Origin of the sequence: Abyssisolibacter fermentans (assembly GCF_001559865.1) — a bacterium.
Lineage (GTDB): Bacteria > Bacillota > Clostridia > Tissierellales > MCWD3 > Abyssisolibacter > Abyssisolibacter fermentans.
On the sequence record NZ_LOHE01000035.1, the window covers coordinates 38,654 to 65,030 of the forward strand.

26 protein-coding genes and 1 riboswitch are annotated in these 26,377 nt (G+C 28.6%); of the genes, 16 read left to right on the plus strand and 10 right to left on the minus strand.

What is annotated here, in order from left to right:
- The first annotated feature begins 586 nt into the window (after positions 1-586).
- A complete protein-coding gene (locus AYC61_RS02990) occupies positions 587-6,985 on the plus strand; it encodes a DUF7507 domain-containing protein (protein ID WP_066496726.1) in 6,399 nt (2,132 codons plus the stop codon).
- A gap of 59 nt (positions 6,986-7,044) precedes the next feature.
- On the opposite strand, the gene AYC61_RS20555 is transcribed toward AYC61_RS02990, so the two are convergent.
- Positions 7,045-7,830, minus strand: a complete 786-nt coding sequence (locus AYC61_RS20555; RefSeq protein ID WP_162265427.1) for a transglutaminase-like domain-containing protein — start codon at positions 7,828-7,830, stop codon at positions 7,045-7,047.
- Between the two features lie 13 nt (positions 7,831-7,843).
- A riboswitch (cyclic di-GMP riboswitch) is annotated at positions 7,844-7,930 on the minus strand.
- 119 nt (positions 7,931-8,049) lie between these two features.
- Positions 8,050-8,808, minus strand: coding sequence for a class D sortase (locus tag AYC61_RS02995; protein ID WP_066496728.1), 759 nt, complete (start codon positions 8,806-8,808; stop codon positions 8,050-8,052).
- 532 nt (positions 8,809-9,340) lie between these two features.
- Between AYC61_RS02995 and AYC61_RS03000 the strand changes: the two genes are divergently transcribed.
- The 9 genes from AYC61_RS03000 to fsa all read left to right on the plus strand — a co-directional run bounded on the left by AYC61_RS03000 (position 9,341) and on the right by fsa (position 15,901).
- Positions 9,341-10,084, plus strand: coding sequence for a GntR family transcriptional regulator (locus tag AYC61_RS03000; RefSeq protein ID WP_066496730.1), 744 nt, complete (start codon positions 9,341-9,343; stop codon positions 10,082-10,084).
- A gap of 17 nt (positions 10,085-10,101) precedes the next feature.
- Positions 10,102-10,944, plus strand: a complete 843-nt coding sequence (locus AYC61_RS03005) for a BtpA family protein (RefSeq protein WP_066496731.1) — start codon at positions 10,102-10,104, stop codon at positions 10,942-10,944.
- Between the two features lie 21 nt (positions 10,945-10,965).
- Entirely contained in the window at positions 10,966-11,703 is a 738-nt protein-coding gene (locus AYC61_RS03010; protein ID WP_066496732.1) for an amidohydrolase family protein, read from the plus strand.
- A complete protein-coding gene (locus tag AYC61_RS03015) occupies positions 11,703-12,095 on the plus strand; it encodes a PTS sugar transporter subunit IIA (RefSeq protein ID WP_066496733.1) in 393 nt (130 codons plus the stop codon). Before AYC61_RS03010 ends, AYC61_RS03015 begins: the two co-directional genes overlap by 1 nt.
- 15 nt (positions 12,096-12,110) lie before the next feature.
- Positions 12,111-12,590, plus strand: coding sequence for a PTS sugar transporter subunit IIB (locus tag AYC61_RS03020; RefSeq protein WP_066496735.1), 480 nt, complete (start codon positions 12,111-12,113; stop codon positions 12,588-12,590).
- 28 nt (positions 12,591-12,618) lie between these two features.
- Positions 12,619-13,386: a PTS mannose/fructose/sorbose/N-acetylgalactosamine transporter subunit IIC gene (locus AYC61_RS03025; RefSeq protein WP_066496739.1), complete on the plus strand. Its 768-nt coding sequence runs from the start codon at positions 12,619-12,621 to the stop codon at positions 13,384-13,386.
- Positions 13,387-13,388: 2 nt separating this feature from the next.
- Positions 13,389-14,213: a PTS system mannose/fructose/sorbose family transporter subunit IID gene (locus tag AYC61_RS03030; protein ID WP_066496743.1), complete on the plus strand. Its 825-nt coding sequence runs from the start codon at positions 13,389-13,391 to the stop codon at positions 14,211-14,213.
- A 20-nt stretch (positions 14,214-14,233) separates the two neighbouring features.
- The gene (locus AYC61_RS03035; protein ID WP_066496744.1) at positions 14,234-14,956 is read left to right on the plus strand and encodes an amidohydrolase family protein; all 723 of its coding nucleotides are present in this window, start codon (positions 14,234-14,236) and stop codon (positions 14,954-14,956) included.
- Positions 14,957-15,250: 294 nt separating this feature from the next.
- The gene (gene fsa, locus AYC61_RS03040) at positions 15,251-15,901 is read left to right on the plus strand and encodes a fructose-6-phosphate aldolase (RefSeq protein WP_066496745.1); all 651 of its coding nucleotides are present in this window, start codon (positions 15,251-15,253) and stop codon (positions 15,899-15,901) included.
- A 279-nt stretch (positions 15,902-16,180) separates the two neighbouring features.
- On the opposite strand, the gene AYC61_RS03045 is transcribed toward fsa, so the two are convergent.
- From AYC61_RS03045 to AYC61_RS03060, 4 genes are all read right to left on the minus strand, one after another.
- Complete coding sequence (locus AYC61_RS03045) at positions 16,181-17,005, minus strand: toast rack family protein (RefSeq protein ID WP_066496747.1); 825 nt, start codon at positions 17,003-17,005, stop codon at positions 16,181-16,183.
- A 177-nt stretch (positions 17,006-17,182) separates the two neighbouring features.
- Complete coding sequence (locus AYC61_RS03050) at positions 17,183-17,941, minus strand: hypothetical protein (protein ID WP_066496749.1); 759 nt, start codon at positions 17,939-17,941, stop codon at positions 17,183-17,185.
- On the minus strand, positions 17,941-18,633 hold the full coding sequence (locus AYC61_RS03055; protein ID WP_066496750.1) for an ABC transporter ATP-binding protein: 693 nt from the start codon (positions 18,631-18,633) through the stop codon (positions 17,941-17,943). Before AYC61_RS03055 ends, AYC61_RS03050 begins: the two co-directional genes overlap by 1 nt.
- The gene (locus tag AYC61_RS03060; RefSeq protein WP_066496751.1) at positions 18,614-19,000 is read right to left on the minus strand and encodes a GntR family transcriptional regulator; all 387 of its coding nucleotides are present in this window, start codon (positions 18,998-19,000) and stop codon (positions 18,614-18,616) included. Before AYC61_RS03060 ends, AYC61_RS03055 begins: the two co-directional genes overlap by 20 nt.
- Positions 19,001-19,227: 227 nt before the next feature.
- Here AYC61_RS03060 and AYC61_RS03065 point away from each other — a divergent pair, with 227 nt between their 5' ends.
- The 5 genes from AYC61_RS03065 (at position 19,228) to AYC61_RS03075 (ending at position 21,351) form a co-directional block, all read left to right on the plus strand.
- The gene (locus tag AYC61_RS03065; protein ID WP_066496755.1) at positions 19,228-19,560 is read left to right on the plus strand and encodes a PadR family transcriptional regulator; all 333 of its coding nucleotides are present in this window, start codon (positions 19,228-19,230) and stop codon (positions 19,558-19,560) included.
- Entirely contained in the window at positions 19,557-20,102 is a 546-nt protein-coding gene (locus AYC61_RS03070; RefSeq protein ID WP_066496759.1) for a DUF2812 domain-containing protein, read from the plus strand. The genes AYC61_RS03065 and AYC61_RS03070 overlap by 4 nt, the downstream gene beginning before the upstream one ends.
- A 178-nt stretch (positions 20,103-20,280) precedes the next feature.
- Positions 20,281-20,421 carry a hypothetical protein gene (locus tag AYC61_RS20965; protein WP_156456319.1) on the plus strand — a complete coding sequence of 47 codons (141 nt, stop codon included), beginning with the start codon at positions 20,281-20,283 and terminating at the stop codon, positions 20,419-20,421.
- Between the two features lie 175 nt (positions 20,422-20,596).
- Entirely contained in the window at positions 20,597-20,779 is a 183-nt protein-coding gene (locus tag AYC61_RS20970) for a hypothetical protein (protein WP_156456320.1), read from the plus strand.
- A complete protein-coding gene (locus AYC61_RS03075; protein ID WP_066496761.1) occupies positions 20,734-21,351 on the plus strand; it encodes a hypothetical protein in 618 nt (205 codons plus the stop codon). Before AYC61_RS20970 ends, AYC61_RS03075 begins: the two co-directional genes overlap by 46 nt.
- 90 nt (positions 21,352-21,441) lie before the next feature.
- On the opposite strand, the gene AYC61_RS03080 is transcribed toward AYC61_RS03075, so the two are convergent.
- From AYC61_RS03080 to AYC61_RS03095, 4 genes are all read right to left on the minus strand, one after another.
- Positions 21,442-22,572 carry a DHHW family protein gene (locus tag AYC61_RS03080; RefSeq protein WP_066496768.1) on the minus strand — a complete coding sequence of 377 codons (1,131 nt, stop codon included), beginning with the start codon at positions 22,570-22,572 and terminating at the stop codon, positions 21,442-21,444.
- Between the two features lie 15 nt (positions 22,573-22,587).
- Positions 22,588-24,009, minus strand: coding sequence for an MBOAT family O-acyltransferase (locus tag AYC61_RS03085; protein WP_066496769.1), 1,422 nt, complete (start codon positions 24,007-24,009; stop codon positions 22,588-22,590).
- Between the two features lie 395 nt (positions 24,010-24,404).
- Positions 24,405-24,905 carry a DUF4358 domain-containing protein gene (locus AYC61_RS03090; protein ID WP_066496770.1) on the minus strand — a complete coding sequence of 167 codons (501 nt, stop codon included), beginning with the start codon at positions 24,903-24,905 and terminating at the stop codon, positions 24,405-24,407.
- Between the two features lie 24 nt (positions 24,906-24,929).
- Positions 24,930-25,457, minus strand: coding sequence for a DUF4358 domain-containing protein (locus AYC61_RS03095; RefSeq protein ID WP_066496776.1), 528 nt, complete (start codon positions 25,455-25,457; stop codon positions 24,930-24,932).
- Between the two features lie 112 nt (positions 25,458-25,569).
- Between AYC61_RS03095 and AYC61_RS03100 the strand changes: the two genes are divergently transcribed.
- Complete coding sequence (locus AYC61_RS03100) at positions 25,570-26,376, plus strand: transposase (protein WP_202906790.1); 807 nt, start codon at positions 25,570-25,572, stop codon at positions 26,374-26,376.
- The last annotated feature ends 1 nt before the right edge of the window (position 26,377 follow it).

The window sequence follows — 26,377 nt, forward strand, 5'->3', positions numbered from 1 at the left end:
AATGAACTGAAATTTTTAGATATACAAGATAAACATTGAGCGTCTGCAGAGCTCTTACAGTGATTCAAAATCTATTAGCAATCGATTACCACTGGCTCAAATCAATTGTTATATAAGAACAATTATGGTATAATACGTTTCGTAAGTTTATTTTTTGAAAATAAAACAAGGAAATTTTAAATACATAATACTCTACAATGAATAGGTTGATAAAATATTTCTAGATAGTGGAGATAAAGAAAAATTCATATTAGAAGCATAAATTTACATATTGATTAATGGATAAATTATGTAGGATAGCTAAACAAAATAAATAGAAATAATATAAGATATGAAGTTAGTATCATAATAAATTAATGATTTGTGAGTAGAGAACATAGTGTTATGAACAAGCCTTAATAAATTTGCATATTAAAAAATGACAGTTGAAATGTCCATTGACATCATTTTCAAATTTTTGCTCAAGAGCTTTGCTACCTTTTTACATGTAGCAAGGTTTTTATATAAAATTTATAAAGTTAACGGGTTGAGTTAAAGATTATGCTTAAATCTTTAATGATACCTAAAAGACAAAAGGGGGTATGAAATGAAGTGTTTTTACAAAGTAAATAAGCGTTATTACATAAGCTTATTAACTATTTTTGTTTTGTTGTTACAGCTAATTTCACCTATTTTTAATGCAGGTGTTTTTGCTGAAGTACCTATTGAAGAAAGTAAGTACTTAACAGTAAATCAATCGATTTTTAAAACTGATGATGAAGATGAAATTGATATTGAAGAGATACAACCCGGCGATTCAATTACAGTAAGATTGGAGTATTCGGTTATTGTGCCTGCTAATGGCGTACTTAAAGATGTAGAACTAACTTATACAAAACCTGATTATTTGGATTTTGGAAGCTTGAATTTAAAAACTGAGAATATAGAGGGACAACGTGATGGTAATAAAATTGTTTATAAATTTAATAAGGGAAACCAAATAACAAAAGGTTTAACAGGAGCAATAAAAATAGAATTAAATGTTCCAAGTCCCAGCACAAAGCCTAATCAAGCAGAAATCATATCTGACAAAGCAGTATTTAATGGAAAATACGATAAAGATGCTGACCCTCAAATTAGTACCAGTGAATCTAAAACTCTTACATTAATTGTTGGACCAAGCTGGGAGATTACCAAGAATGTGACACAATCAAATATCATCATTCCTAAAGATATCAATAAAAAATATTTAGATGTAGAGTACACTATAACTCTTAGAGGTGGTGATGTCAGCCTAAAGGATGTAAAATTAGAAGATCAAATTATAAGTTTAGAAGATAATAAACCCGTAGATGGTATTGAGATTAAAAATGTTTCGGGAGCTGATTCACATGAGTATAAAGCAGATGAAAACAAGCTTATATTTATAGTAGATGAACTTAGTGCAAATACTTCTAAAGACATAACCTATACAGTGCAATACCCAATTGAAGATAGGCTTGAAGGTGTTGTTGGTATATCAGGAGGAGAATATAAAAATAGTGTAAGTGTTATAGGAGCATATTTTTATTATGATGATAGTGATGGCTTGATATATTTTAAGACGCTTTCTGCAAGTGCATCTACAAGATTCGTTAATTCAACAGCATATTGGGAAGTATATAGAGATGAAACTGAGTATAATGAAGAAAAAGGACTTTATATTCGTGAAGTGATTATACCTAAAGATCCGAATATTGAAACAAAACAAGTTTCGTATACTGTTGGAGTAAAAACTGTTGGTGAAGGAAATTCAGACTTGGGAGATATAAAATTAGTTGAACATTTACCTGATGAAGCAAAATATATACCTTCAGCTGATGGTGGGGTTTATGATGAAGCAAATAATAGTGTGACTTGGCTACTTAAAGATGTAAAAGTAGGTCAAAATCCAACTAGAACAGTTACGGTAGAATATACTATAGATAGAGATTCAAATCATGGAGATAATGAAGTATGGGTAGGCAAAACTGAAGTTATAAATACTATTAACTATGAAAAAACAGAAAATACTGCTGATAATGTTGATATTGAAATGGCAGATAAGAGAGATAAGGTACAAACTGAATTTGTAGAATCTACTGAGTATTGGTATATAACAAAATCTGCTTCATCTCAAACATATTATCTTAGAAATGAAGATAAAGATAATGATAAAACAGATTATATAGAATATACAATTGGATTACAAGCTTCAAATGGAGGCATTAATAATCTAGATATTGAAAATGCTACCATAGTAGATGAACTACCTGATTATGTAGATTATGATAGTATTAAGTTTCCAGATGGCTATCCTACAGGAGTCATTAACAAAGAAGCAAAAACTATAACGTGGCATCTTACAAATATTTCTGCTAATCGAGGTAAAACATTAAAAATTAGATTGAGATATTTAAAAGATTTAAGTGATGAAGGAAGTGTCATAGGAGTAATACCTGGTAGCAATCTTATAAATAAAGCCATAGCAGAAAATGTTACACCAGGGAAGTTATTTAAAAACGGTTCAGATTATGTTGATACAGATACTGCAACTGTAACTACAAAGTTCAGAGCACCTAGTAAACCTAATCCAACTCTTGATTTGAGTATTGAAGGGTATACTGAACAATCAAATAATATCCTTACTGGGGACAAGCATTTTGATCGTGATGATTATGTGAATTATAAGATAAAGTTTAGCAATCCGTCAAGTCATTATGATATGGAAAATGTAGTAATAGATATAGGTAATGATGTACAAGGAAAAGATTATAAAGTATTACCTAATAAAATGAATTATGAAAAAATAAATTTAGGTGCATCATATAGTGCTGGAAATGTTACATTAAAATATAAAAAGAGTAACTCAGCAGATTGGGATGCTTATCAAGTAGATAAAGAAGAAATAGATTTTACTGAATTAGGGATAGATAATGTAAGTATTTATCTTGAAGCAATAAAGATAGAATACAATAAAATTCAAAAAGGATTTGAATTATCTGATGATAATAGTATTAAGTTAATTGGTAAGATAAATGCCAATGCTAATCATGGGGATTTGGTTACTAATTCAGCTAGTTTAAACTTTAAGTACTGGCATTATTATTATACTGAGCTCAGAGATGGTGATGAAAAAAAAGACTCTATTTCATATAGAGTGCTAATAGATACACCATGGATTTCTTTGTTAAAGAAGACAAAGTTGGATGGACAGGCAAACACACAACACAGTCCATCATCGATAATCAAATTTAAAATTGAAGTAAAAAATGATGGAAGCTTTGGAACAGGACCTTTTATAAAACCTATAATAATAGATGTGGTACCTAGAGGATTTAAATATGAGGGTATAGAAAGTATTAAAATCTTGAAAGAATCAGAAACAGAAGGCAATATTATTCCTATAGATGATTTTGTGTTTGAAGAAAAAGAATACCTTAATACAGATGGAGAAATAGATGGTAGAACACTATTAACATGGTCTTTAAAAAATGATCTTGAAATAGGTAATAGTATAGTAATTGAGTACAATTTAAAAATAAAAGAAACTGCATTAGGTGGCATGCATACTAATATGCTGTATTTATCAAGTGGTGCAGAAGTTCAAGAAGATTTTTGGGATAGTTTTAGTTTAGATTATATATCTCAAGCAATTGATAATAATAAAATATTACCACTAAGAAAAGATGAAATCGATGGCGACATTGATAATAATGAAAGTACAAAGCAGTATTTAGAAGGTAAACATGCTAATATTTACGTAATGGAAATAGATGAATTTACAGTAACCAAATGGGTAAAGGGATCGTTAGATGATGATTTTAGTAATTGTACAGAAGGTCATGATGAACCAACTGGTGAAACTGCTCCAGGAGGTTCAGTTGACTATAGAATAAAAATAGAGAACAAAGGAAATGTCTACGGGTCAGAGATAGAAGTGGTTGACATACTTCCATACATTGGTGATACATTAGTTTCTATAGATGACAAAAGAAATACAAGATGGAGACCATATTTTCTCATAAAGGAAGATATGCTTGGTAGTTCTACAAATCCAACTAGACCTGATAAGAATATTGAAATAGGTACTGATGAATTAGGTAATCCAATTAAAGCAGATGTTGAAGTATTGTTTAGCACAGCTTTTGACCCAGAAAGGTATGGTAGTGGTACTGACAATAATAATAAAAACATAATAGGAACCCAAGATGCAAACTGGTTTAGTGAAATACCAACAGATGAAACAAGAATACAAGCAATAAAATTTATAATTTCTAATTTTTCAAATAACAAGGGATTAGAACCAGGAGGAAAAATTAATCTCCAATGGAACATGAAAACACCTGTTGTTGATGATGAAATTGTAGATGAAATAAAATATGATGAACCTGCATGGAATACTGCAAGTGTGTATATACAAAAAAATAATATTAATAATAAAAAAAGGTGGCTTTTGATAACAGAAGGTCCTAAAGCTGGTATCAAGCTTAAAAAATCACAAGAAGAGCAGCCAGACAAAGGTGAAATAGGTAATTTTGTATGGTTTGATAAAAATAAAAATGGACTCCAAGATGATGGTTATGATGATGAAAGTGCTGGAATTAATGGTATAAAGGTAAAACTTTATGAAGTAGAAGTAGATAGTGATGGAACAATAAAAGAAAAAAAATTGATAGAAGAAACACGAAGCGGTCCTAAATATAGTGACAGTGAAAGTGACAAAGGAATTGGAGATCCGGGATACTACTCATTCCCAGGTTTAACATTAGACAAGAAATATATCGTAAAATTTTATGTTCCAAATTATTATGACATAACTCAAAAAGGCATAGGAACGGAAGATGATTCTGATGTAAATACTGATAATGTTGAAAAAGAAGGGGAATATATAACAGCTGAAACAGATGTTATTGAACTTTCAAGCTCAAATAAAATACGTCAGGACATTGATTTAGGATTAATACCAGAAATAATAGATGGTAAAGCTGAATTAAGTATTAAAAAAGAAGCTGTCAATTTCAAACCGCTTTTAGGAAGTGATATTAATTTTAATGATCCAATTTTACCGACAAATCCTGTAAATGTAGGAGAGAAAATAACATATAAAATTTCGGTAAAAAATGAAGGAACAGTACCGCTTCATAATATTAAACTAGAAGATATAATGAAAAATAACAATATAGAGTTTGACATAGAAGAAGATCTTAATGTAACAGTCACAGGAAATACTGTAACAATAAAAAAACTTGAAAGAGGTCAGCATTATGAATTTAATGCAATATATACAGTTGTTGACGATGATAAAACTATTAACCCAATAATGAATACTCTTAAAATTTGGGCAAATGAACTTAAGGACAAAGATGACCCTAATGCTCCTTATAAAGTAGTTGAAGTGCCAGTACAAATAGCTGCCTTGCGTATAGAAAAAACAATATCAGAACTCAAAAAGAAAGGTACTGATAAATTTATAGCTGTTTCATCTCAAGAGGACTTTGGAGTAGAAATAGGTGATACTATTAAATATAAAATAGTTGCTTATAACGATGGTAGCGTAGATTTACAGAATGTTTCTGTAAAAGACGAGATGTTAAAACTAGATTATTCTATAGCTTCTATTTTAAAGGGTCAAAGTGTAGTAATAGAAGGAGAAAGTGCAGATTACAATACAGAGTATACTGTGACTGGAAATGAAAGTGATCCTTTTACAAATACAGCAGTTTTAACTCATGAAGATATTAGATATGAAGTAAAAGATGATGCAGAAGTTAGCTTTAAAGGGCTTGATATTAAAAAAGCAGTTACTAAAATAAATGGGGAAGAACCAACAGTAGAAAATGGTAAGTTAAAAGGCGATAAAATAGTTACAAACATAGGAGATGAAATTGAATACACGATAACTCTTACCAATACTGATGAAGATGTGTTAAAGAATGTTGAAATAACAAAGGATATGCTTACAAGTTCAAAGGGAGAGCAAAATATGTTACTTTCAATAATTGATGATAATCCATCAATTACTGACTTACAAGAGGGTGAGTCTAAAACCTTTAGACTTGTTTACAAGGTATCAAAAGCAGATATATCACCAACAGGAAATACTAAACCTATTAAAAATATAGTATCAGGAAAAAGCACCTACACCAGTGAAAAATCAGCAGAAAGTGAAGAGGTGTATATAGCGGATTTAGAAGTTGAAAAGAAAGCAGATAAGACTAGATATTATGTTGGAGATACAGTTGAGTATACAATCATAGTAACAAACAAGGGTAGTGTTGATTTACATGGTATAACCATTAAGGATAAAAAAATAAAACTAGATAGAAATATTTCATCACTGGCAGCAGATGAAAGTAAAGAATTTAAACTAAAATATGTTGTTAAAGAAGAGGATCTAAGTAACAGAAAAATTGTGAATATTGTAACTGTAGAAAGTGATGAAACTCAGGAAAAATCAGATACTTGTACAGTTACTGTCAGAAGAAAATCTTCAGGTGGCGGAGATAAGCCTGAACCAGAGCCTGAGCCAGAACCAGAACCAGAACCAGAACCTGAACCAGAACCTGAACCAGAACCTGAACCAGAACCGAAGCCAGATGAAACACCTGAAGATATAGGTGAAATTATTAAGGATGAAGATGGTGGATCAACATATATACCTCCAAAGGACAAAGAAGTAGTAGAAATAGTTGAACAGCCTGATTATGGAACAGTTACACAGGATGACGATGGTAATGTTAAATATATACCTGAGGATGGATACAATGGACCTGATAAATTTAAGGTTATAGTAAAGGATGAAGAAGGAAATGAATTGGTTATAGAAGTTGAAGTTCCAGATGAGGAAATACCTCAAGGCACAATAAAGATATTACCTCAAACTGGTGAAGGTAGACCATACTTTTACTATTTGTTTGGTCTAGCAATTCTTTTAGTAGGGCTTTTTATGAATTTGCAATGTTTTGTTAAAAAATTTAAGCTATAAAATTTAAAAAATATAAAATGAAAAAGTAAGCTATAGGGGGAATTCTATTGCTTGCTTTTTTAGTATTCACTATTTATAGTATACTCACTAGAGTCTTTCTCAAAGGAGTAGTCTGTTTTATTATTAAACAAAGTATTATCATATGTAATATCAACTGTAACCCATTTGTTGCTATCTTCTAAATATACTTGGTTCCAAGCATGGTAGGTGTCTATATCATTTTTATTTCCCTTAACATATTTAGTAGGGACATTGACACTTCTCAACATAACAGCATAAAGACTAGCAAAGTCTGAACATATACCTGATTTACTCTTAAAAGTAGTTTCAGAATTAGGGGTATAGCTGTTTTCAATTGAGTTAATTTTATCATTGTCATATTTAAAGTTTTTTACTATATAATCATGTATTGCAATTGCTTTTTCTTTATTCGTAGTCAATTCTTTTGTTAAATTCTTAGCTTTTTTAATAGCTTCCGTATTTTCATTCCAGTTGAGCATTTGACTTTGATTCAAATAAACTTGTGTAGGATTAGCAATATTAACATTAATTTTTTTAGCAGAAACACTTTTATATTTATTTTCAGTAGTATTTTCTAAAATAGCTACTACATATTCACCATTTCCAAAGTTTAGAGGATATTGACTAGGGGCTTTAAGATCATAAAAAGATTTTTTGTTATCTTTTTGAACCATTATTTTAATTTTTTTGTTTTCAGTATTTTCAAAATTAACTTTCAATAAGCCCTTATTAACTTCAGATAAGTCAAAATAATTATCATCAGCGTAAGAAAGGCTGAATGTTAAAAGGATAGTAAGTACTATAAAAATTATTTTTTTAAACAAAATAATCTCTCCTTTCGGTAACTGGCTGTCATCATACATAAGTATGGAAGACCCTATAGCTTTGCGTCTCAAGTTTTCACTTGATTTGCCATTATCGTTGAAAAGATTTTCAACTTGAAAAATATTAAATTTTTATATTTCAATTATACCATTTTTTTCATATTAATAACAGTAGGTATTTAGAACTATATTAACAACAATACCAAAATGTATATTTGTTTATTCGACCATTTCACCTTTTAAAATTAATCTGGTAGGAGGATGCTTTGCGTATAATGGATGGCAAGTAATTAGTGTGATTTCTTTTTTATCTTTTGTATTGTTCAATACCCATACATCTTCAGCATTGACTATTAATTTTTGTTTAACAATATATGAGAAACAATTATTATCCACATCAACAACAACTATAGAATCTCCAATAACTAGCTCATCAAGACGGTTGAAGTTTCTACCAAAGGTTTGGCTCCTATGCCCAGCTATAGCATAATTGCCTTTATTCCAAGGTTTGCCTGTACCATCTATACTAGCAATTGAAAGATTTAAATTCTCTTTTGTAGCTCCTTTAAGAATAGGTAAAGATAATGATATTTTATCAATTTTTAGCATACCCTCCATATGTGAATCAATAAATTCTTGGCGTTTTTTTAAAATAGCTTCCTTTTTTTTTCGTTCTTCTTCTTGTAACTTTTTTTGTTCATTCTTTAATTTAGTGTTAAAAATTTTATCTAACAATATTTCTCGAGCAAGTTCATCTTCAATAGAAATTAATGTGTTATTTTCTAAAATATCATTATTTGATATGTTATTTTCATTTGTTATATTTGTATCTATGGTTTGCAAATTTTCTCCCCAAAGAGATATGAGTCTATTTTGTTTATAGGTTATGTATTTTTCCCTCATTTTAGGATATAACATAATTGTTATACCTAGGAAAATTAGTAAAATAGAAATAAGTTTTTTATTAATTACTTTCATATAGATTCCCTCAAAATATTTTTTAGGTCTTACTTTAGAATATTTGAATCGCAGATTTTCGTTTTATTGGATTATAGTGTTTTATATTCAATAAAGCAGTATATTAATAGTATAATACAGATAAATACTTATTTCTACTTAAATATTTAATTATAAAAAGCTATAACACTTAATCGATATACTAAAAAACGAATGACTATAATAGTCATTTATTTAAAAAATAACCAATAATAAATACTCATAAACAAAACTATTATTTCAATTTAAAATCTCAAATACTGAATTAATTTTCGATATTATTTTTACATCACATTGATCATAGTGTATACATATTATATTGATATTAATGAATCAACACCTTAATTCTTTCATTTCTTTGAAAGAAGTCACTAATTTACAAATAATATAAGATATATCAAATGTGATATAATTATTAATTGAAAATTCAACAAAAAAATTGACATGTATGCGTACAAGTGCTATACTTGTATGGTACTAGTACGCAAGATATCGGAAGGGTGAAAAGATAAATATGTATCCAATAAAAATTGATAAGGAATCGAGAGTTCCTTTATATTATCAAATCTACACAGAAATTAAGAACCTAATAGTAGGTGGTACTTTAAAACAAGGAGACTTCTTATGTTCTGAATCAGAATTACAAAGAGATTTAGGTGTTTCTAGAGCGACAATTAGAAAAGCCTATAAAGAATTGAGTGAAAAAGGTTATATCTTAAAACAACAAGGTAAGAGTTGTAGGGTTCAAGATCCAAGAGGCAGCATTGAATTAAACAAAATTACTTCGTTTTCTGATGACATGATGCAAAAAGGAAAAGAAATAAGATCGATTATTTTAGATATTAAAGCAATTTCTGCTGAAATTGATGTTGCTAAAGCCTTAAATGTTGAAGTTGGAACAGTAATTTATTGTTTGAAAAGGTTGAGATTAATTGATAATGAAATTATTGGTTATCACGAAGCTTATATACCTTTCGATATTGGAGAAAAAATTGGTATTACTAAATTTGGTCATTCAACATCTTTATATAAAGAATTCAGTAATGTAGAAATTAATCTAGTATCTGCAGAAGAAACTATAGAAGCAATGATAGCAAATGAATTTATCAGCAGACAACTAAGTTTAAATACTATTAGAGCTATATTTTATAAAGAACGTGTAACGTATTCAAAAAATAATTATCCAGTAGAATTTGTTAAAATGTATTACAAAGCTGATAAATATAAATTTAAAGTTAAGTTAAATCAAAATATGTAGACAAAAGGAGCAAAGAAATGAATGGAATAGGTATTTTACCACAAAAAGAGAATTCAATAAAAAAAATATTTGGGAAGAAAAAAGCGATTATAGGAATGATTCATACAAAAGCATTACCTGGATCACCAAGATATAATGGAGAAAGTATGGAAGAGATTATCGCGTTCTCTATGGCCGATGCTAAAGCATTAGAAGCAGCTGGAGTAGATGGATTGATGTTCGAAAATGCATGGGATATTCCATTCTCAAGACCAGAAGATATTGGATATGATACAGTTGCAGCATTAACAGTATTAGTGCAAGAAGTAACTAGAGAAGTTAAATTACCATTTGGTATTAATTATCTTGCTAATGCTGTAATACCATCGATGGCAACAGCAAAAGCAACGGGTGCTTTTTGGGTTAGATGTAATCAATGGGTTAATGCTTATGTAGCGAATGAAGGTTTAATGGATGGACAATCTGCAAAAGCTATGAGATTTAAAAAATCAATTATGGCTGATGATTTAAAAGTTATGGTAGATGTTCATGTAAAGCATGGTTCTCACTCAATTGTAGCTGATAGAAGTCTTGAAGAACAAACAAGAGATAATATTTTCTATGATGCAGATATGTTAATTGCTACAGGCAGTAGAACAGGCGATGCTACACCATTATCTGAAGTTAAAGGAATTAAAGAAAATACCCAATTACCAGTATTGGTAGGTAGTGGATTAACAGCTGAAAACGCTGCTGAATTATTACCATTTATTGACGGAGCAATTGTAGGTAGTTCATTAAAAGTAGATGGTGTATGGTGGAACCCAGTTGATGAAGCAAGAGCCAAAGCATTAATGGATGTTGTAAACAGATTTAGATAAAAACAAGAAAAGGTGAAGAATATGAAAATTTATGATGTTCACTCACATCTAGGGAAAACTAGTTCCGGTGAAAAAAATACACCGACTCAATTGGTCAATGAGATGAAGGAATACGGTATTTCAAAAGTTGGTATTAGTTCTTTATCTGGAATATCTATTAGAGAACAGAACGATTTAGTTCATAATGCAATGCTTGAATATCCTGAATTTATTGAAGGATATGCATTTATTAATCCTAAATCAGCAGATGCAATTGAAGAAATAAAACTTTGTGTAGGCGAATATGGTATGAACGCAGTTAAATTTCATTCTTGGAAACATGGTTACTATCCTGATAACTGTCGCCAATTATACGACATTTTTGAGGAAATTGAAAATTATGGTGTACATGTTCAAATGCACGTAGGGACAGCACCTATATCTACTCCGTATGTTTGGGCTCAATATGCAAAAGCATTCCCAAATATACGATTTGTATTTACACATATAGGATACTACGAGTTTGGATATAGTACAATAGAAGCGGTTAAGGACTTACCTAATGTTTCTGTTGAAACAAGTGGACAAATGGAAGTTGGAGTTTTAAAGAAAGCTATAGACACTTTAGGATCTGAAAGAGTTGTATTTGGAGTAGACTGGCCATATAAAATAACTAACATTGAAATTGAAAAATTCTATGAAATGGAGCTATCTGAAGCACAATTAGAAAATATTTTTTATAAAAATGCTGAAAGACTTTGGGAAAGAAGAGGGAAATAATGAAAACAATAATTGCATCTCATGGAGACCTAGCAAAAGGTATTATGAATTCTTTAGAAATGATTATAGGAAAACAGAAAGATATGTATTTCGAATCATTTCAAACTCAAGATTCGATAGAAACTTTTACAGAAAAAATTCAAAAACATATTGATGAAGCGGATGGCAAAGATATACTAATTCTTTGTGACATTATGGGCGGAACCCCATATAATGTTTCTGCACTTCTAAGTATGAAAAACAAAAATGTTTGCGTACTTTATGGAATAAACTTACCAATGCTAATTGAAATATCAATGCAAAAAGATACGTGTACTAATGCACAAATTAAAGAATATGTTAATAGTAATTTGTTAAATACTGCTGGATTCTTTGAAGATCCTAATAAATAACAAAGGAGAAAAATAATGAAAATAAACTTAATTAGAATCGATGAAAGATTAATTCATGGTCAAATTGTTACTACATGGATAGAAAATGCTCATGCTTCTAAAATTATTGTAGCTGATGATAAAGCCGCTGCGGATGAATTCCAACAATCTTTATTAAAAATGACTACTCCTAGTGGTGTACAATTGGAAATTTTATCATTAGAAGATACGGTTAATAAAATTAAAAATGACGAATCAGATGTAAATGTGTTAATGATTGCTAAGAGTCCAGAAAGTATTCTTAGATTATTAGATTTAGGTTTTGAATTTAGTAAAGTCAATGTCGGTAACATTGGTATGAAAAAGGGCAAAAAATCATTATTACCTTATATATGGGTAGATGAAAACGATGTTAAAGCATTAAAAACCCTTTTGGATAGAGGAATTGAATTAGAAGCAAGATCAATTCCTACAGATAAATCTCAAAAAGTTAGTTCATTATTAGAAAAATATTAAAAATATATTATTAATGGGGGAAAAAACTATGAGTTTATTACTAACTAGCATAATTGTAGCACTAATTACAACAATATGCTTTATCGATTCACACACTTTTCAAACTCACATATTTAGACCAATCTTTATTGGACCACTTGTAGGTTTAGTAATGGGCGATTTAACTACAGGTTTGATTGTAGGGGCAACTATCGAATTGATGTTCCTAGCTGTAATTTTCGTTGGAACAGCAAACCCTCTAGATCCAACTATATCTACAGCTATAGCAGTAGCATTTGCTGTATTAGGTGGTGGCGGTACTGAATTAGCTATTGCAACTGCATTACCAGTAGCATTAATTGGTCAGATAGTAACTACTATTCAAAACACAACAATTAATGTTTGGTTTATGCACAGGGCAGAAAAATGTATTGAAAAATTGGACGTAAAAGGACTTGTTAGAAATAACACTATCTGGCCAATGGCAATGAACGCAATATTATATGGTTTACCAACATTCTTAGCAATTTATTTTGGTGCTGAATATGTACTAAATATAATTGATGCTATTCCTCCAAAGATGATACAAGGATTAGCAGCAGGTGGTGGATTAATTGGTGGTGTAGGGTTCGCCTTATTACTTAAATCAATTAAATCTACACACTTATGGCCATTCTTCTTTGTAGGTTTCTTCTTTGCATCTTACTTACAAATAAACTTAATTGGTATTGGTATTTTAGCATTCATATGTACTTCTCTATACTATTATTTAGTAGTTAAAAAAGATGCAGAAAGAGAATCTAAGGGGGCAGCATAATCATGACAAAAGAATCAAAAAAATTAACAAAAAAAGATTTAGGTAAGGTTCTACTAAATCAAATGACTATTCGTTGTGCTAACAACTATGAACGTCAACAAAATGCTGGTTTTACACAAGCAATGATGCCTGTAATTGAAAAAGTATACGATAATGATGAAGATAAATTAGCTGCTTATGAAAGACATATGGAATTATTCTTAACAAATGATATTACTTCTAGTATACCAGTAGGTATAGCTGCAGCAATGGAAGAAAGATACGCTCTTGAAGGAGATATTGATCCAGATTCAATTAATGCTGTTAAAACAGCAATGATGGGACCGCTTGCAGGTCTTGGAGACTCACTATTAAATGGTACAGCTAGACCTATATTAGCTGGTATTGCGTGTTCGTTTGCTATAAATGGCCAAGGTGGTATGTTATGGCCAATACTATTTGTGTTAGCAATGTCAATTGTATCATTAGGTGTACGTTATTTAGGTGTATTTAAAGGTTATCAACAAGGTGTTAAGCTAGTTGATAAAATGCAAAAATCTGGTTTGATTAGTAAACTATCAGACTTGGCAGCGGTTGCCGCATACGTAATTGTTGGTGGATTTATCTCTATCATTGTTTACATAACTATACCTATTGAGTATTCTGCAGGTGATACTGTAATCAGTATTCAGCAAACATTAGACGGATTAGTTCCAGGTTTATTACCATTGTTATTCACAGGATTAATGTATTGGCTTATGAAAAAGAAAAATATCTCACCTACAGTGTTAATGTTTACCACTATGTTAGTAGGTATAATTGGAGTATACGCGGGTGTCTTAGCTTAATAGAAAAGAAGGTGCTTATTATGATTATTGATATTCATTCACACTTAACAAGAAATAAAATTACTAAAAAATATGCTATAGAAGAATTGATAGACGATATGAATAAAAATAATATCGACGTTAGAGCTATATCAACTTTCGAAGGATCTTCTATTAAAGATCAAAATGATACAATCTCAAAATATGTGCAAGAATATAAGGATAGACTAATAGGATTTGCTGTTATTAATCCTAAAGAAGACAATGCACTTGAGGAAACTAAAAGAGCTTTAGAACTTCCAGGTATTATTGGAGTTGAATTTGATTCGGTTCAACATGGTTATTATCCTGATTCAACTGAATCAATTACTGCTATATTAGAAGAAGTTGAAAGACATGATGGAATTGTAAAGGTATTCACAGGAATAGGAGCTATGTCAATGCCGCAACAATGGGCTGTATATGCTAAAAAATTTCCTAATATAGTATTTATAATGTTACATATGGGTTGTTTTGATTATGGTTATTCATGTGTAGACTTAGCGGTAGATTATGAAAATATTTATTTAGAAACATCTAACCAATATGAAGTACAAATTTTAAAAAAAGCATTTAATAATGTATCGGAGGATAAAATCCTTTACGGATCTCAATTTCCAAATAAATTCACAAAAAATTCCATTAACTTATTTGATTTTTTTAAAATTGAAGATTCTAAGCTTGAAAAAATTTTATATTCAAATTCTAGTAAATTGATTCATTAATAATACCTCCTATGATGGTATCGGTTAAGCACTTATAGTACCAGGAGTGAGTAAAAAACTTTGGATGACAAAGTGGAATATTATCAAAAGGTTCCTATATGATAGATTGCAGTTAAAATTGTGGTAATAAATATATTGGTCGGTTTTATTTTATCCAATTGAGATTTACAATTTTCTCTGCAATGTCATATAGTGTAAATTTATCGTAGGAAAAACAAATTTTTAAAAACATATATTAAATTTAGCAAGATGAAATATAGTAATTTATATGGCAAGATAATAAAGGAGGATAAAATGAAAATTTTTATTGATACCGCTAATATTGACGAAATCCGTAAAGCAAACGATATGGGAGTAATATGTGGAGTTACAACAAATCCATCCTTGATTGCAAAAGAGGAGAGAGATTTTAAGGAAGTCATAGAAGAAATAACTTCAATTGTAGATGGACCTATTAGTGCAGAAGTCATTTCTTTAGATGCAGACGGAATGATAACTGAAGCTAGAGATTTAGCTAAAATTCATAAAAATATTATAATAAAAATTCCTATGACAGAACAAGGCTTGAAAGCAGTTAATATATTATCAAAAGAAAATTTAAAGACAAATGTTACACTTATTTTTTCTACAGCACAAGCATTATTAGCTGCTAGAGCAGGTGCTACTTATGTAAGTCCTTTTGTTGGAAGAATTGATGACACAGGAACAACAGGTTTGACCTTAATACAGGAAATAGCAGACATATTCCAAATGCATAATATTAAAACTGAAATTATTTCAGCGAGCATTAGAACGCCTATTCATGTTATAAAAAGTGCCCTTTTTGGTTCACATATTGCTACAGTACCTTATAATATTATAGTACAAATGACTAAGCATCCTTTAACTGATATAGGAATAAAACGTTTCTTAGAAGATTGGAAATCAGTACCACAAAAAAAGTAATTATGTTTTAAATTGATGAAATTTTATAATTAAATTTTCAAATAAAAACTATTGGGTAGTAACAATTGTCCAATTTTTCAATGGAAATTTAGCATAACGACTGATAATGTATTTGATAAAGCAAAAAATTTATATAGTAATAAAATAATAATCATAGTAAATAGTAATGTTTGTAGCTTGTACGATCGATAATTGCCATAAAAAACACTCCTTCTTACAATATTTTCGAGATTTCATAATCTCAATTATTGCCAAGAAAGAGTGCTTTCAATCAAAAAACTATCTCAATTTAATATCTCCCATACCTGCTTCAATTTTTAATATTATTTTTACATTACTTTTATCATAAAGGTCATTCTTATAAATTTTCTCATTGTCTTCACTAACTTTTTTTAATCCATTAACTTTAATATCACCAAGACCTAACTCTACCTCAACTTTTACTCCAATATCTTTTGGAAGTAATATATCAATATCTCCTAATCCACCTTGAATGTCAGCTGTAACATTTTCATTAAAATCACCTTTAAGGTTAATATCTGTATTACCTAAACCACCTTTAATTTCTATATCAATAGGAGAATTATATACTCCGTTTAAAATAATGTTTGAGTCACCAACACCTGTATCAACTTTTATATTTTGCACATTTAATTCGCTAAAATTAAGGTTTGATTTTCCAATTCCAATATTTGCGATTATATCTAAAGGTACTTGTTCATTAAGCTGTATGTTCCATGTATAAACATTATCATTACCAAAGTGAATATCATCTGTTTTAGGTGGTTTTATTTCAATTTTTTTCTTATAATTATCTTCATCAATTATTATTACTGGTTTCCATGCTTTAACATTGTACTTTATTTCACCTTCAATTAACTTATTTGAACCGCCGATTATATTTACATCACCTATAGCAGCGGACAATTTTAATTGTAATTCTTTTGTATCACCTATAGGCTCCTGTATATTATCGACTATTGTATCACCAATTTCTATTGTTTTTCCTACTTTAATACCTTTATCTCCTATTCTTATAGTACAACCTGTGAAGGACATAATTATTAATGTTAGTGACATTAATATCAAAACAAATCTTTTCATAAATTTACCACTCCATAAATTTTTTTGAACTACATATTATATATACTTGAAACCTAGATTATACATTAAAAATTAAATAACATGCGACAAAGCTATACAGTATATTATAGGGAATTATATGAATAATCAGGGCTTAGTATCAAGCACATACTTATAAACATTTTTTACATGAGACAATTACAAGTTAACTCTCTTATCTAATAAGTACCCTGTTACTGCAAATAGTATGATACCTACATTTCCAAAGGTTATCAAACTTGGATGCAACATGCTTTTTACATTAGTGATTGAGTAAAAATTAATGTCAAAAATCACATTTAGAAATAAATCATATACTATGCTTACTATATAATTGATTATTAAGAACAATACAAAACTGATTAATCCACCATGTTTTACATTTGATAATACACTTTTGTAAATTGTCATTGCTAAATATATGCTTAACATAAAATTAAACCATACAAGTATTATTAATAAACATATAAAAAATACATTTAATATATCGTTAAAACCAATGCTTAGATTAAATGAAAAGTCTCCCAAATCTATTATGCCACTATCTGTATATAAATTTAATAGTAGTTTTAGATTTAATACTCCTAATAGAAAATATATAATTAGTCCTACAATATTTTCTATTAATGCAGTTAAAACTTTTGAACCCAAGATTTTATATCCATTATTTGGAGTTAAAAACAACATATATCCTGATTTTTTGAATAAATCTCCTTTGTATGTATTTATATTATCAACTAATAAGAATATTAGTCCTGCAAAACCAACTAAAAAGAAAAGTAAAGATCCTAAACCAGCTTTATCTAATGATTTATTTATAAATACTACACAAATTAATTCTAATATTCCTAATATTATCATTGAAACAAGTAATGTTTTATATTTTTTTATAAATTCGTATTTTAATAGTTTTGACATTAGGCAAAAACCTCCTTATACAAATCTTCTATTGATTTATTTTGTTCATAGCGTATTTGCTCTACATCAGCAACCAATTCTACATTTCCTTCTTTTATAAATATGGCAGTGTCAAGTATTTTCTCCATTTCACTAACCAAATGACTAGATATTATCATTGTTTTTTCTGGTGACATTTCTCCAACAATTGATTCAATAATCTTTTCTCTAGATATAAAATCAATTCCATTTAAAGGTTCATCAAATAAAAATAATTTAGCATCTCTTGATAATGCTATTGCTAATTTCAATCTCCCTGTCATCCCAGTTGATAGTGCAGATACCTTGTCATTCTGATTTAAGTCCATATATTTTATCATACTATCGAATTTATCAGGATTAAAATCATTAAACATATCATTAAAATATTTTTTTAAATCTTTAATTTTCATCATTGGATACAAATAATTATCAGTTGGCATAAAAGAAATTATTTCCTTTGTCTTAACTCCAATCTCATGATTGTTTACCAAGAGGCTACCTGATGTTGGTTTTATTAAACCAGCTATTATTCTCATCATAGTTGTTTTACCACTACCATTAGGACCTAGTAGTCCATATATTTTACCATGTTCTAATTCTAAATTTATTTGATTCAAAGCTTTTTTAGAGAAAAAACCTTTTGACAAATTATTAGTTTTTAGTATTTGCATTTGTTTCACCTTCTTTAATTTTTTTATTATTTATAACCTTAATCATTTCATCATAGCTAAATCCTAATTCTTTCATTCCAATAATAAATTTATTTATTACATTTTCTGCCATTTGAGTTTTAATCATTTGAACCATCTCCTTTGACTCATTTATATAAGTTCCTTTACCTCTTTTTGTATAAGATAATCCTTCTAGCTCCATTTCTTTATATACTCTTTGAACAGTATTTGGATTAACCCCATACATCATTGCTAAGTCCCTTGTTGAAGGTAATTTGTCACCTGTACTTATTTTACCTAATACTATGTCTTTCTTTATTTCATTTATTATTTGTATATATATTGGTATATTGGTATCAAATTTCAAAATATCACCTTCTTCTCTATAATATTAGTGTACTATGTATATAATACACTAGTACATTATTAATGTCAATAGACTTTCGAGTAATTATTTAAAATTTCTTTAATGTTTCTTAGGTACAAAATTCTATAGGAATGCTTGACAGAAAAGTAAAATTATCATATTCTATAGATGAACGATATATCGCGAAACGATACAAAACTTTAAAAGACTTCATATAGGAGGTTTATATGGAAAATAGAGTAAAACAATTATCACCATTAACAGAGTCAACATATTACATTTTATTATCATTAGTTGAACCATTACATGGATATGGAATTATAAAAAAAGTTGAAGAAATGAGCTGTAAAAGAGTACATTTAGCTGCAGGTACGTTGTATGGTGCGATTACTACACTACAAAAAAACAAACTTATTATTCCTATGGGAGAAGATAAAGATAATAAAAGAAGGAAACTTTATGAAATAACTGATCTAGGATTAGAGCTGTTAAAATATGAAATTCAAAGATTAGAAGAAATGGTAAACAACGGAATAAAAGAGATAGGAGGAAAATCATGAGAAAAGTAGTAAGGAAAATGTTTTTTGCATGGAACGAAGAAAAAGAAAAAAAGTTTTTAGAAGATATGGCTCTAAAAGGATATAGACTTATTAAAGTAAATTTAGGAAAATATACTTTTGAAAAAGATAAACCTAAAAAACTTATATATCAGTTTGATTTTAGAGGTTATGATAAAATGAGTGAAGAGAATTATCTTCAAATATATGAAGATGCTGGATGGGATTGTGTATATAAATATGGATCATGGTATTATTTTTGTAAAGAGTGGAGTGAAGATGAAGTTGATTTATCATTGTTTAATGATAATGAGTCAAAAAGAAAAAAGTATCAACGTCTTATGTTCTTTCTTATGATAACAGGATTTCCATTATATTATCAAACCCTTATATTTTTTCCTAACATGTCAGAATCGAAATTAGAATTTCCAAGCTTTTATTTCTTCTTTCGAATTTTTGCATTAATTTTAACAGGTCTTCATATATTTGCAGTAATAAAAATATTACTAAAATATAAAAAATTACAAAATAAATTGAAGGAATAAAACACAATTAAATCTATAATTTTAGGATATAATGACTATTATTATAAAATTAGTTTTATTTGAATATAACACGATTGAACAATTAGGTTTTGTCGTGTCTTTTTGCTTAAAGATTAACATCTTTTTATTACAAGCATAATATAAATTGAAATAAGAAATTGTTAAGGAGAGATGAAAATTGGCTTGTTTTGGTTCTGTGTTAGTTGATGGGTATGAATTTACCTTCGAAGGACCTGTTTTTTCTGGAGAATCAAATACTTTTTGTTATAAAGTAAAAGGCAAAGGTGCTCCTAATGATTTAAGCAACTGGGTATTATAAGTTTGTCCAGATAATGAAGACAAGTTAAAGATGAAATAGAAATAGTATCATTTCCATGTTTATTGATGGAGATGATGTTACTGATAAAGTAATTGCTGAAAAAGTTGTGAGTCCACCTGCTTCAAAAGTTCCCATTATAGGTGTTAAGTTTAAAAGTAAGCCACCATAAAATGATTTGGAATCTTTTGTTGGTAAAGAAGAATCAGACCCTGCTGTTGTATTTTGTCTAGTATTTAATGCAGAATTAACAGTAGATTGTGTAAAAGTAGGATATAAAGCAGCAACAAATATTTTGTTAATGGAGATGATATTATGGGACCTATTTGTGAGAAAAAGCAGCAAGGTCAATGCATTGTAGATCCGATACCTTTCTGTTGCTTTGTGACTATACCAGATGGATTTAAACCAAAATTAGATAGATTAGGATCTAAAATAATATGTTCAACAATCATAAAAGACTGCACTACTATTTCTCAGGGTAAAAGACTTGTCAAAAATGTTGAAATAGATACAGGTAATTGTGGTACTATTTTTTGTGATTTAGAACTTCCTACAGCTAAGCTATCAGGATGTTTAGAAGTTCAAAATGCTTTAAAAATAAAAAGGAAAAAACGAGATGATAATGGTTGTTGTGCAAGTGATATTGATTGTCATAAAGAGCGTGATTGCACATTTGTATGTTGTGAAACATGTGTATGTTTAGAAGAACAAACATTGTGTGTATGCTGTCCGCAAACAACTGTAGAATGTGATGTTACTGTTAAATTTAAAATTGATAAAGATTCACTTGATGCAAAATTTGTAGGAATATGTGATGATTGTTGTAAAGATGAAGTATGGAAAATAACAGGACTCATTGATATAGAAGTAGATTGTAAAAATAAAAGATGTCATAAAAAGCCTGAACGTAAGAGTGATTGTATAATATAGTTAATAAAAGAGATGTCTCAATATTTTGAGACATTTTCTTTTGATGTAATACATTTTAGTTTTCGGTAAAAGCAGGATAAACAAAGCCTTTTAATTGATATTTAATAATTGAATAGTTTTATCATCAGAAAAAGTATTTACATTATATAAGAATAAAGCTTCTGTTATTTGATGTTCCTCTATATAATCATAAATATTTAACTTATAATATCTTAAATCAATAACATGAATTTCTTCATAGTGGTTTGCTAAAAATGGAATAAAACAATGAGAATAAGAGTCTTTAAAGATTATTAGTTTTTTACCGTTATTAACATTAGTTTTGATGGATAGTAATGCATGATTTCCATCTAAAAATAATGAGTATTTATCCTTTTTATCTAAATAGCTATATTCATAAAGAGAATCAGAGGATTTATTATTGTCTAAATAATTAACCTTATAATCAATATCAAACTTAGGTCTAAAAATTTCGATTAAGTCATGATTAACATGTCTGTTATTTGACCTTGAATAAAACGTACCATAGAAATTACTACTAACAGTTTCTATATTAAAATCATCAATATTGTAGGCTTCAAAACCTGACTGTTTAGCAAAAACTTGGTATGCATAATAAGCTCCACGCGTTGTCCAATGGTGGTCTGTCTTAAAATAAATATACTCATCTTTTTTCGAATTTAATTTTTCATATACGTCTATAAAATTTATATTTTGATCAAGACTTGCCTTTACTTTATTAATAGTGTCTATTTGATTAAATGGGCTTGCAAACAAAGGTAATTTTTCTTCATATATTTTCACTGAATTTGGTACTAATAGAAAATGAGTTAGTATATTAGGATTTTTGTTATAAAAATTATTTATACTTTTTACATTTTCAATTAATTGCTCATCAGGTTTTTTATAATCTTCTAATAAGTATCCGTCTTTACCAAAATAAATACCATTGTTTTCAGTTTTTAGAGTTAAAATTTCAATATCTGACTTAACTGATACCCAAAAATCCCTGAAAGTAAATTGATCTGTTACATATTCTTCAAATTTATCGGTGAATTTTCCTGATAGTAAATTTTTCATGCTGAATTTTGGAGCCTTAGCCAACATGCGGTTTTCAGTTTCAGAAAATATTTTATCAGGTGTTAATAGATTAAAAATGTTGATGCTAACCAAAAATATTATAAACATTATGACGATTATTTTATTGGAACTTTTGTTCATATTAGGGTTGCCTCCTTAAAACCTAAAATAAAGAAATGGATTGTATGTTGCATCAACTAAATAAGCAGTAGAAATAAATAATATTCCAAAACAAATAAATGGAATTACAATATTTTCATAAAACACTTTATGTTTTTCTGATAAATTTTCAAGCAATTTGGTATGCACATTTTTTATTGCAGGTGTTGAGCAAATGACTAATGCAATTATTAATATACTATAATTGCATAAATAATATAGAAATTGAGTATCAAATAAATTTGCATTATTTAAATTAAGCATAACTTTTAAATAACTTAAACCTGTTGATAAATCATCAAAGACAAATAACACCCAGCTTAAAAGCAATACGAAAATGACGTAAGTATGTCTAATAGGTCTATATAAATTATTTAATAGTCTTAATAAAAATGCTTTTTCAATAGCTATAATAAATCCGAAATATAATCCCCAAAACACAAAATTCCAGCTAGCTCCATGCCAAAGACCTGTTAGAAACCATACTAAGAATAAATTAATATACATTTTAGTTTTTCCTACTTTGTTACCTCCAAGAGGTATATATACATAATCTTTAAACCAAGTACCAAGTGACATGTGCCATCTACGCCAGAATTCAGTAATACTTTGAGATATATAAGGATAATTAAAGTTTTCAAGGAAATCAAACCCAAACATCTTTCCAAGCCCTATAGCCATATCTGAATATCCGCTAAAGTCAAAATAGATTTGAAAAGAAAAAGCGATTACTCCCAGCCATGAAGTTAAAACAGTTAAGTCGTTAATACTCGTGTTTTGTATTTGACTCCATAGTAATCCTATATTATTAGCAAGTAGTACTTTCTTTCCTAAACCAAATATAAATCTTTTTATACCCACAGCAAATCTATCAATAGTTTCTTTTCTGTTATTTATTTGCTTTGCAACAGTTTGGTAACGCACAATAGGACCTGCAATTAATTGTGGAAATAAAGTCACATATGTTGCCAAAGATATTGGATTTTTCTGCACCGGTGCTTCTTTTCGATATACATCTATAGTGTAAGACATAGTTTGAAACGTGTAAAATGAAATTCCAATCGGTAGTGGTAAATTTGGTGCTGTAAAGTTTGTACCAATCAAGTGATTGATGTTATCTATAAAAAAACTACCATATTTAAAAAATGACAATAAGCTTAAATTTATAATAACTGAGGATAAAACAACTAATTTTGCTTTTCTATCATTATTTCGAAATTTATCTATTAATAAACCATGTATATAATCAACAACTGACGAAAAAAGCATTAAGAATATATAAATTGGTTCACCCCAAGCATAGAAAATTAAACTAGCTATTAGTAGAACTATATTTTTCATTTTCTTAGGTGATAAAAAATAAATCAATAGTACGATTGGTAGAAAAATAAATAAAAAAACCAGGCTGCTAAATACCATGAAATACCTCTCTTTTATTTTAACTCTGATTATTCATATAACTCCCGATAATATGCTGTAGAGTTCTGAATTATAAGATTTCAGTGAATTCAAAGGCATACCGAGTTGGTATGTCGAGAATTTAATGGACATCTTCTAATCAGAATATATTTAAAAATGAATCTCCTAATCTTCTCTACTATGAAACTCACTACTCATTTCATTCCTAGGAGTAAGTGATTCACAAGAAATCATAGATTTCTGTTCTCTACTCAGGAGTAAGCGATTCACATAAAATCATAGATTTTAGTTCTCTGCTCATAATTTTTATGAATATTCTGAGTTTAGTAATATTAATAATAACTATATACTAATTTTTGAAAATATAAAAGGCACTATTTGTGCCTTTTATTTAATTATTTAGATGTATTAAAAGAATTGTCAAAAGCTTGTTCAATTTTATCTGCATCTTGTGAAATGATTAGTATAATATAGTTACCAGTTTCTTTTAAAACATGATTTTTAGCTATTTCAGCATTCTTTGGTACATAATTTTCAAATGCTTTTATCTGATTCTCAACATAATTTTCTAGTGACGTTTTTAACTCTGGAAGGTTAGAACTATCTTTTGCTTTTAGCAATATAACGCTATCTACTTGTAGATTTATCATAGGGAATTTCATAATACCCTCTTCAATAGCTTCTAAATTTATACCTAAAGATTCGATTGTTTGTTTCTCAAAATCATTTAAATCAGACTTTTTGAAATCTAATTCCACAAGTCCTGAAACAACTTCACTTTCATTTTCAATATTTACCATTATATCTTTTACTGCAACATTTGGCAGTTCTTTGCTACATCCTACAAATGTAAAAAGTGTTGTAATCACGATAACTAAACTTAATATTTTTTTCATAATTAATCTCCTTATAGTCTTTTTTTATTTTAAAGTATTATTGAATACAGTTATAATATTTTCAGGGTTGTCATAAGTAATATACACTAAATAATTACCTTCAACTTTGATAATATTGTTTTTAACTTTTTCATATTGATCAGGTAGGTAAGTTGACCAAATATTTTCTTGCTGTTTTTTAACTTCTTCAAGAGAAGCTTTCAAATTATCAATGCTAGATTCATCTTTTGCTTTCAAAACTATTATTAAGTCTGATTTAACATTCATCATTTGTTGTAATACGATACCACCTTCAAGGTCTTCCTTATTAAACAATTTAGATATTGGATCTTGCCCCTCTGAAGTTAAATCAGTTTCCATGTACCTAGGTAAATCTCCATCTTTAAACATGTCCTCAGGAACTCCAGCTGCCTTCATATCTTTAATCATTTGTTCTTTAATACTTGCAACAATATCTTTTACAGGTACATTAACTTCAGGTGCTTTTTCAGTACAACCTACAAATGAGAAAAGTGTTGCAATAATAAATATTAAGCTTAAAATTTTTTTCATTTTAAATTCCTCCTTGATAAAATTCACATATATTATTTTGCACATTATGTTAGACTACTAAAAAATAAAAAAGTTCCACAAAAATAAAAAAATAAGGGGACGGTTCATCTGTTTGCAAATATATGTTAAGTATGATAAAATATTCAAGGGTGATGAAATGCCAAGAAAAGCGAGGATAAAAAGTTCCACAGGTATATACCATATAATGTTAAGAGGAATAAATAGAAAAAATATTTTTAAAGATGATGAAGATAGGGCTTTTTTCTTAAAAACAATAAAAGTATGTAAAGAAATAAGTGAATTTGATATCTATGGGTATTGTCTGATGGGAAATCATGTACATTTATTGATAAAAGAGAATAAAGAAAAAATAGATCATATATTTAAAAGAGTAGGTGCTAGATATGTATATTGGTATAATAGGAAATATGAAAGAATTGGGCATCTATTTCAAGATAGGTTTAAGAGTGAACCTGTAGAAAATGATACATATCTTATGGTTGTTATAAGATATATAATGCAAAATCCGATTAAAGTAGGTTTGTGTAGTAAATTAGAAGAATACAAGTGGAGTAGTTATAATGATTATATTCAAGGTAATGGTATTACAGATACCAAATATATTTTTCAAATATTATCACCTAAAGAAGAGGAACAAAAAGCAGTATTTATTAAATATATAAATACAAGGAATAAAGATAAATGCCTTGAAATAGAAGAAAAGGTAAATAAATTGATTGATGAAAAAATAATAAAAATGATAAGAGGTAAATTTGAAGTAGAACCATTTGAGATTAAGAACTTACCAATAGAAAATCAAATGGAAATATTAAAATATCTAAAAAAACAAGAAGCAATTACTTTAAGACAAATTGCAAGAATAACAGGGTTTACGGTTAATAAAGTGTTTAAAGCATAGC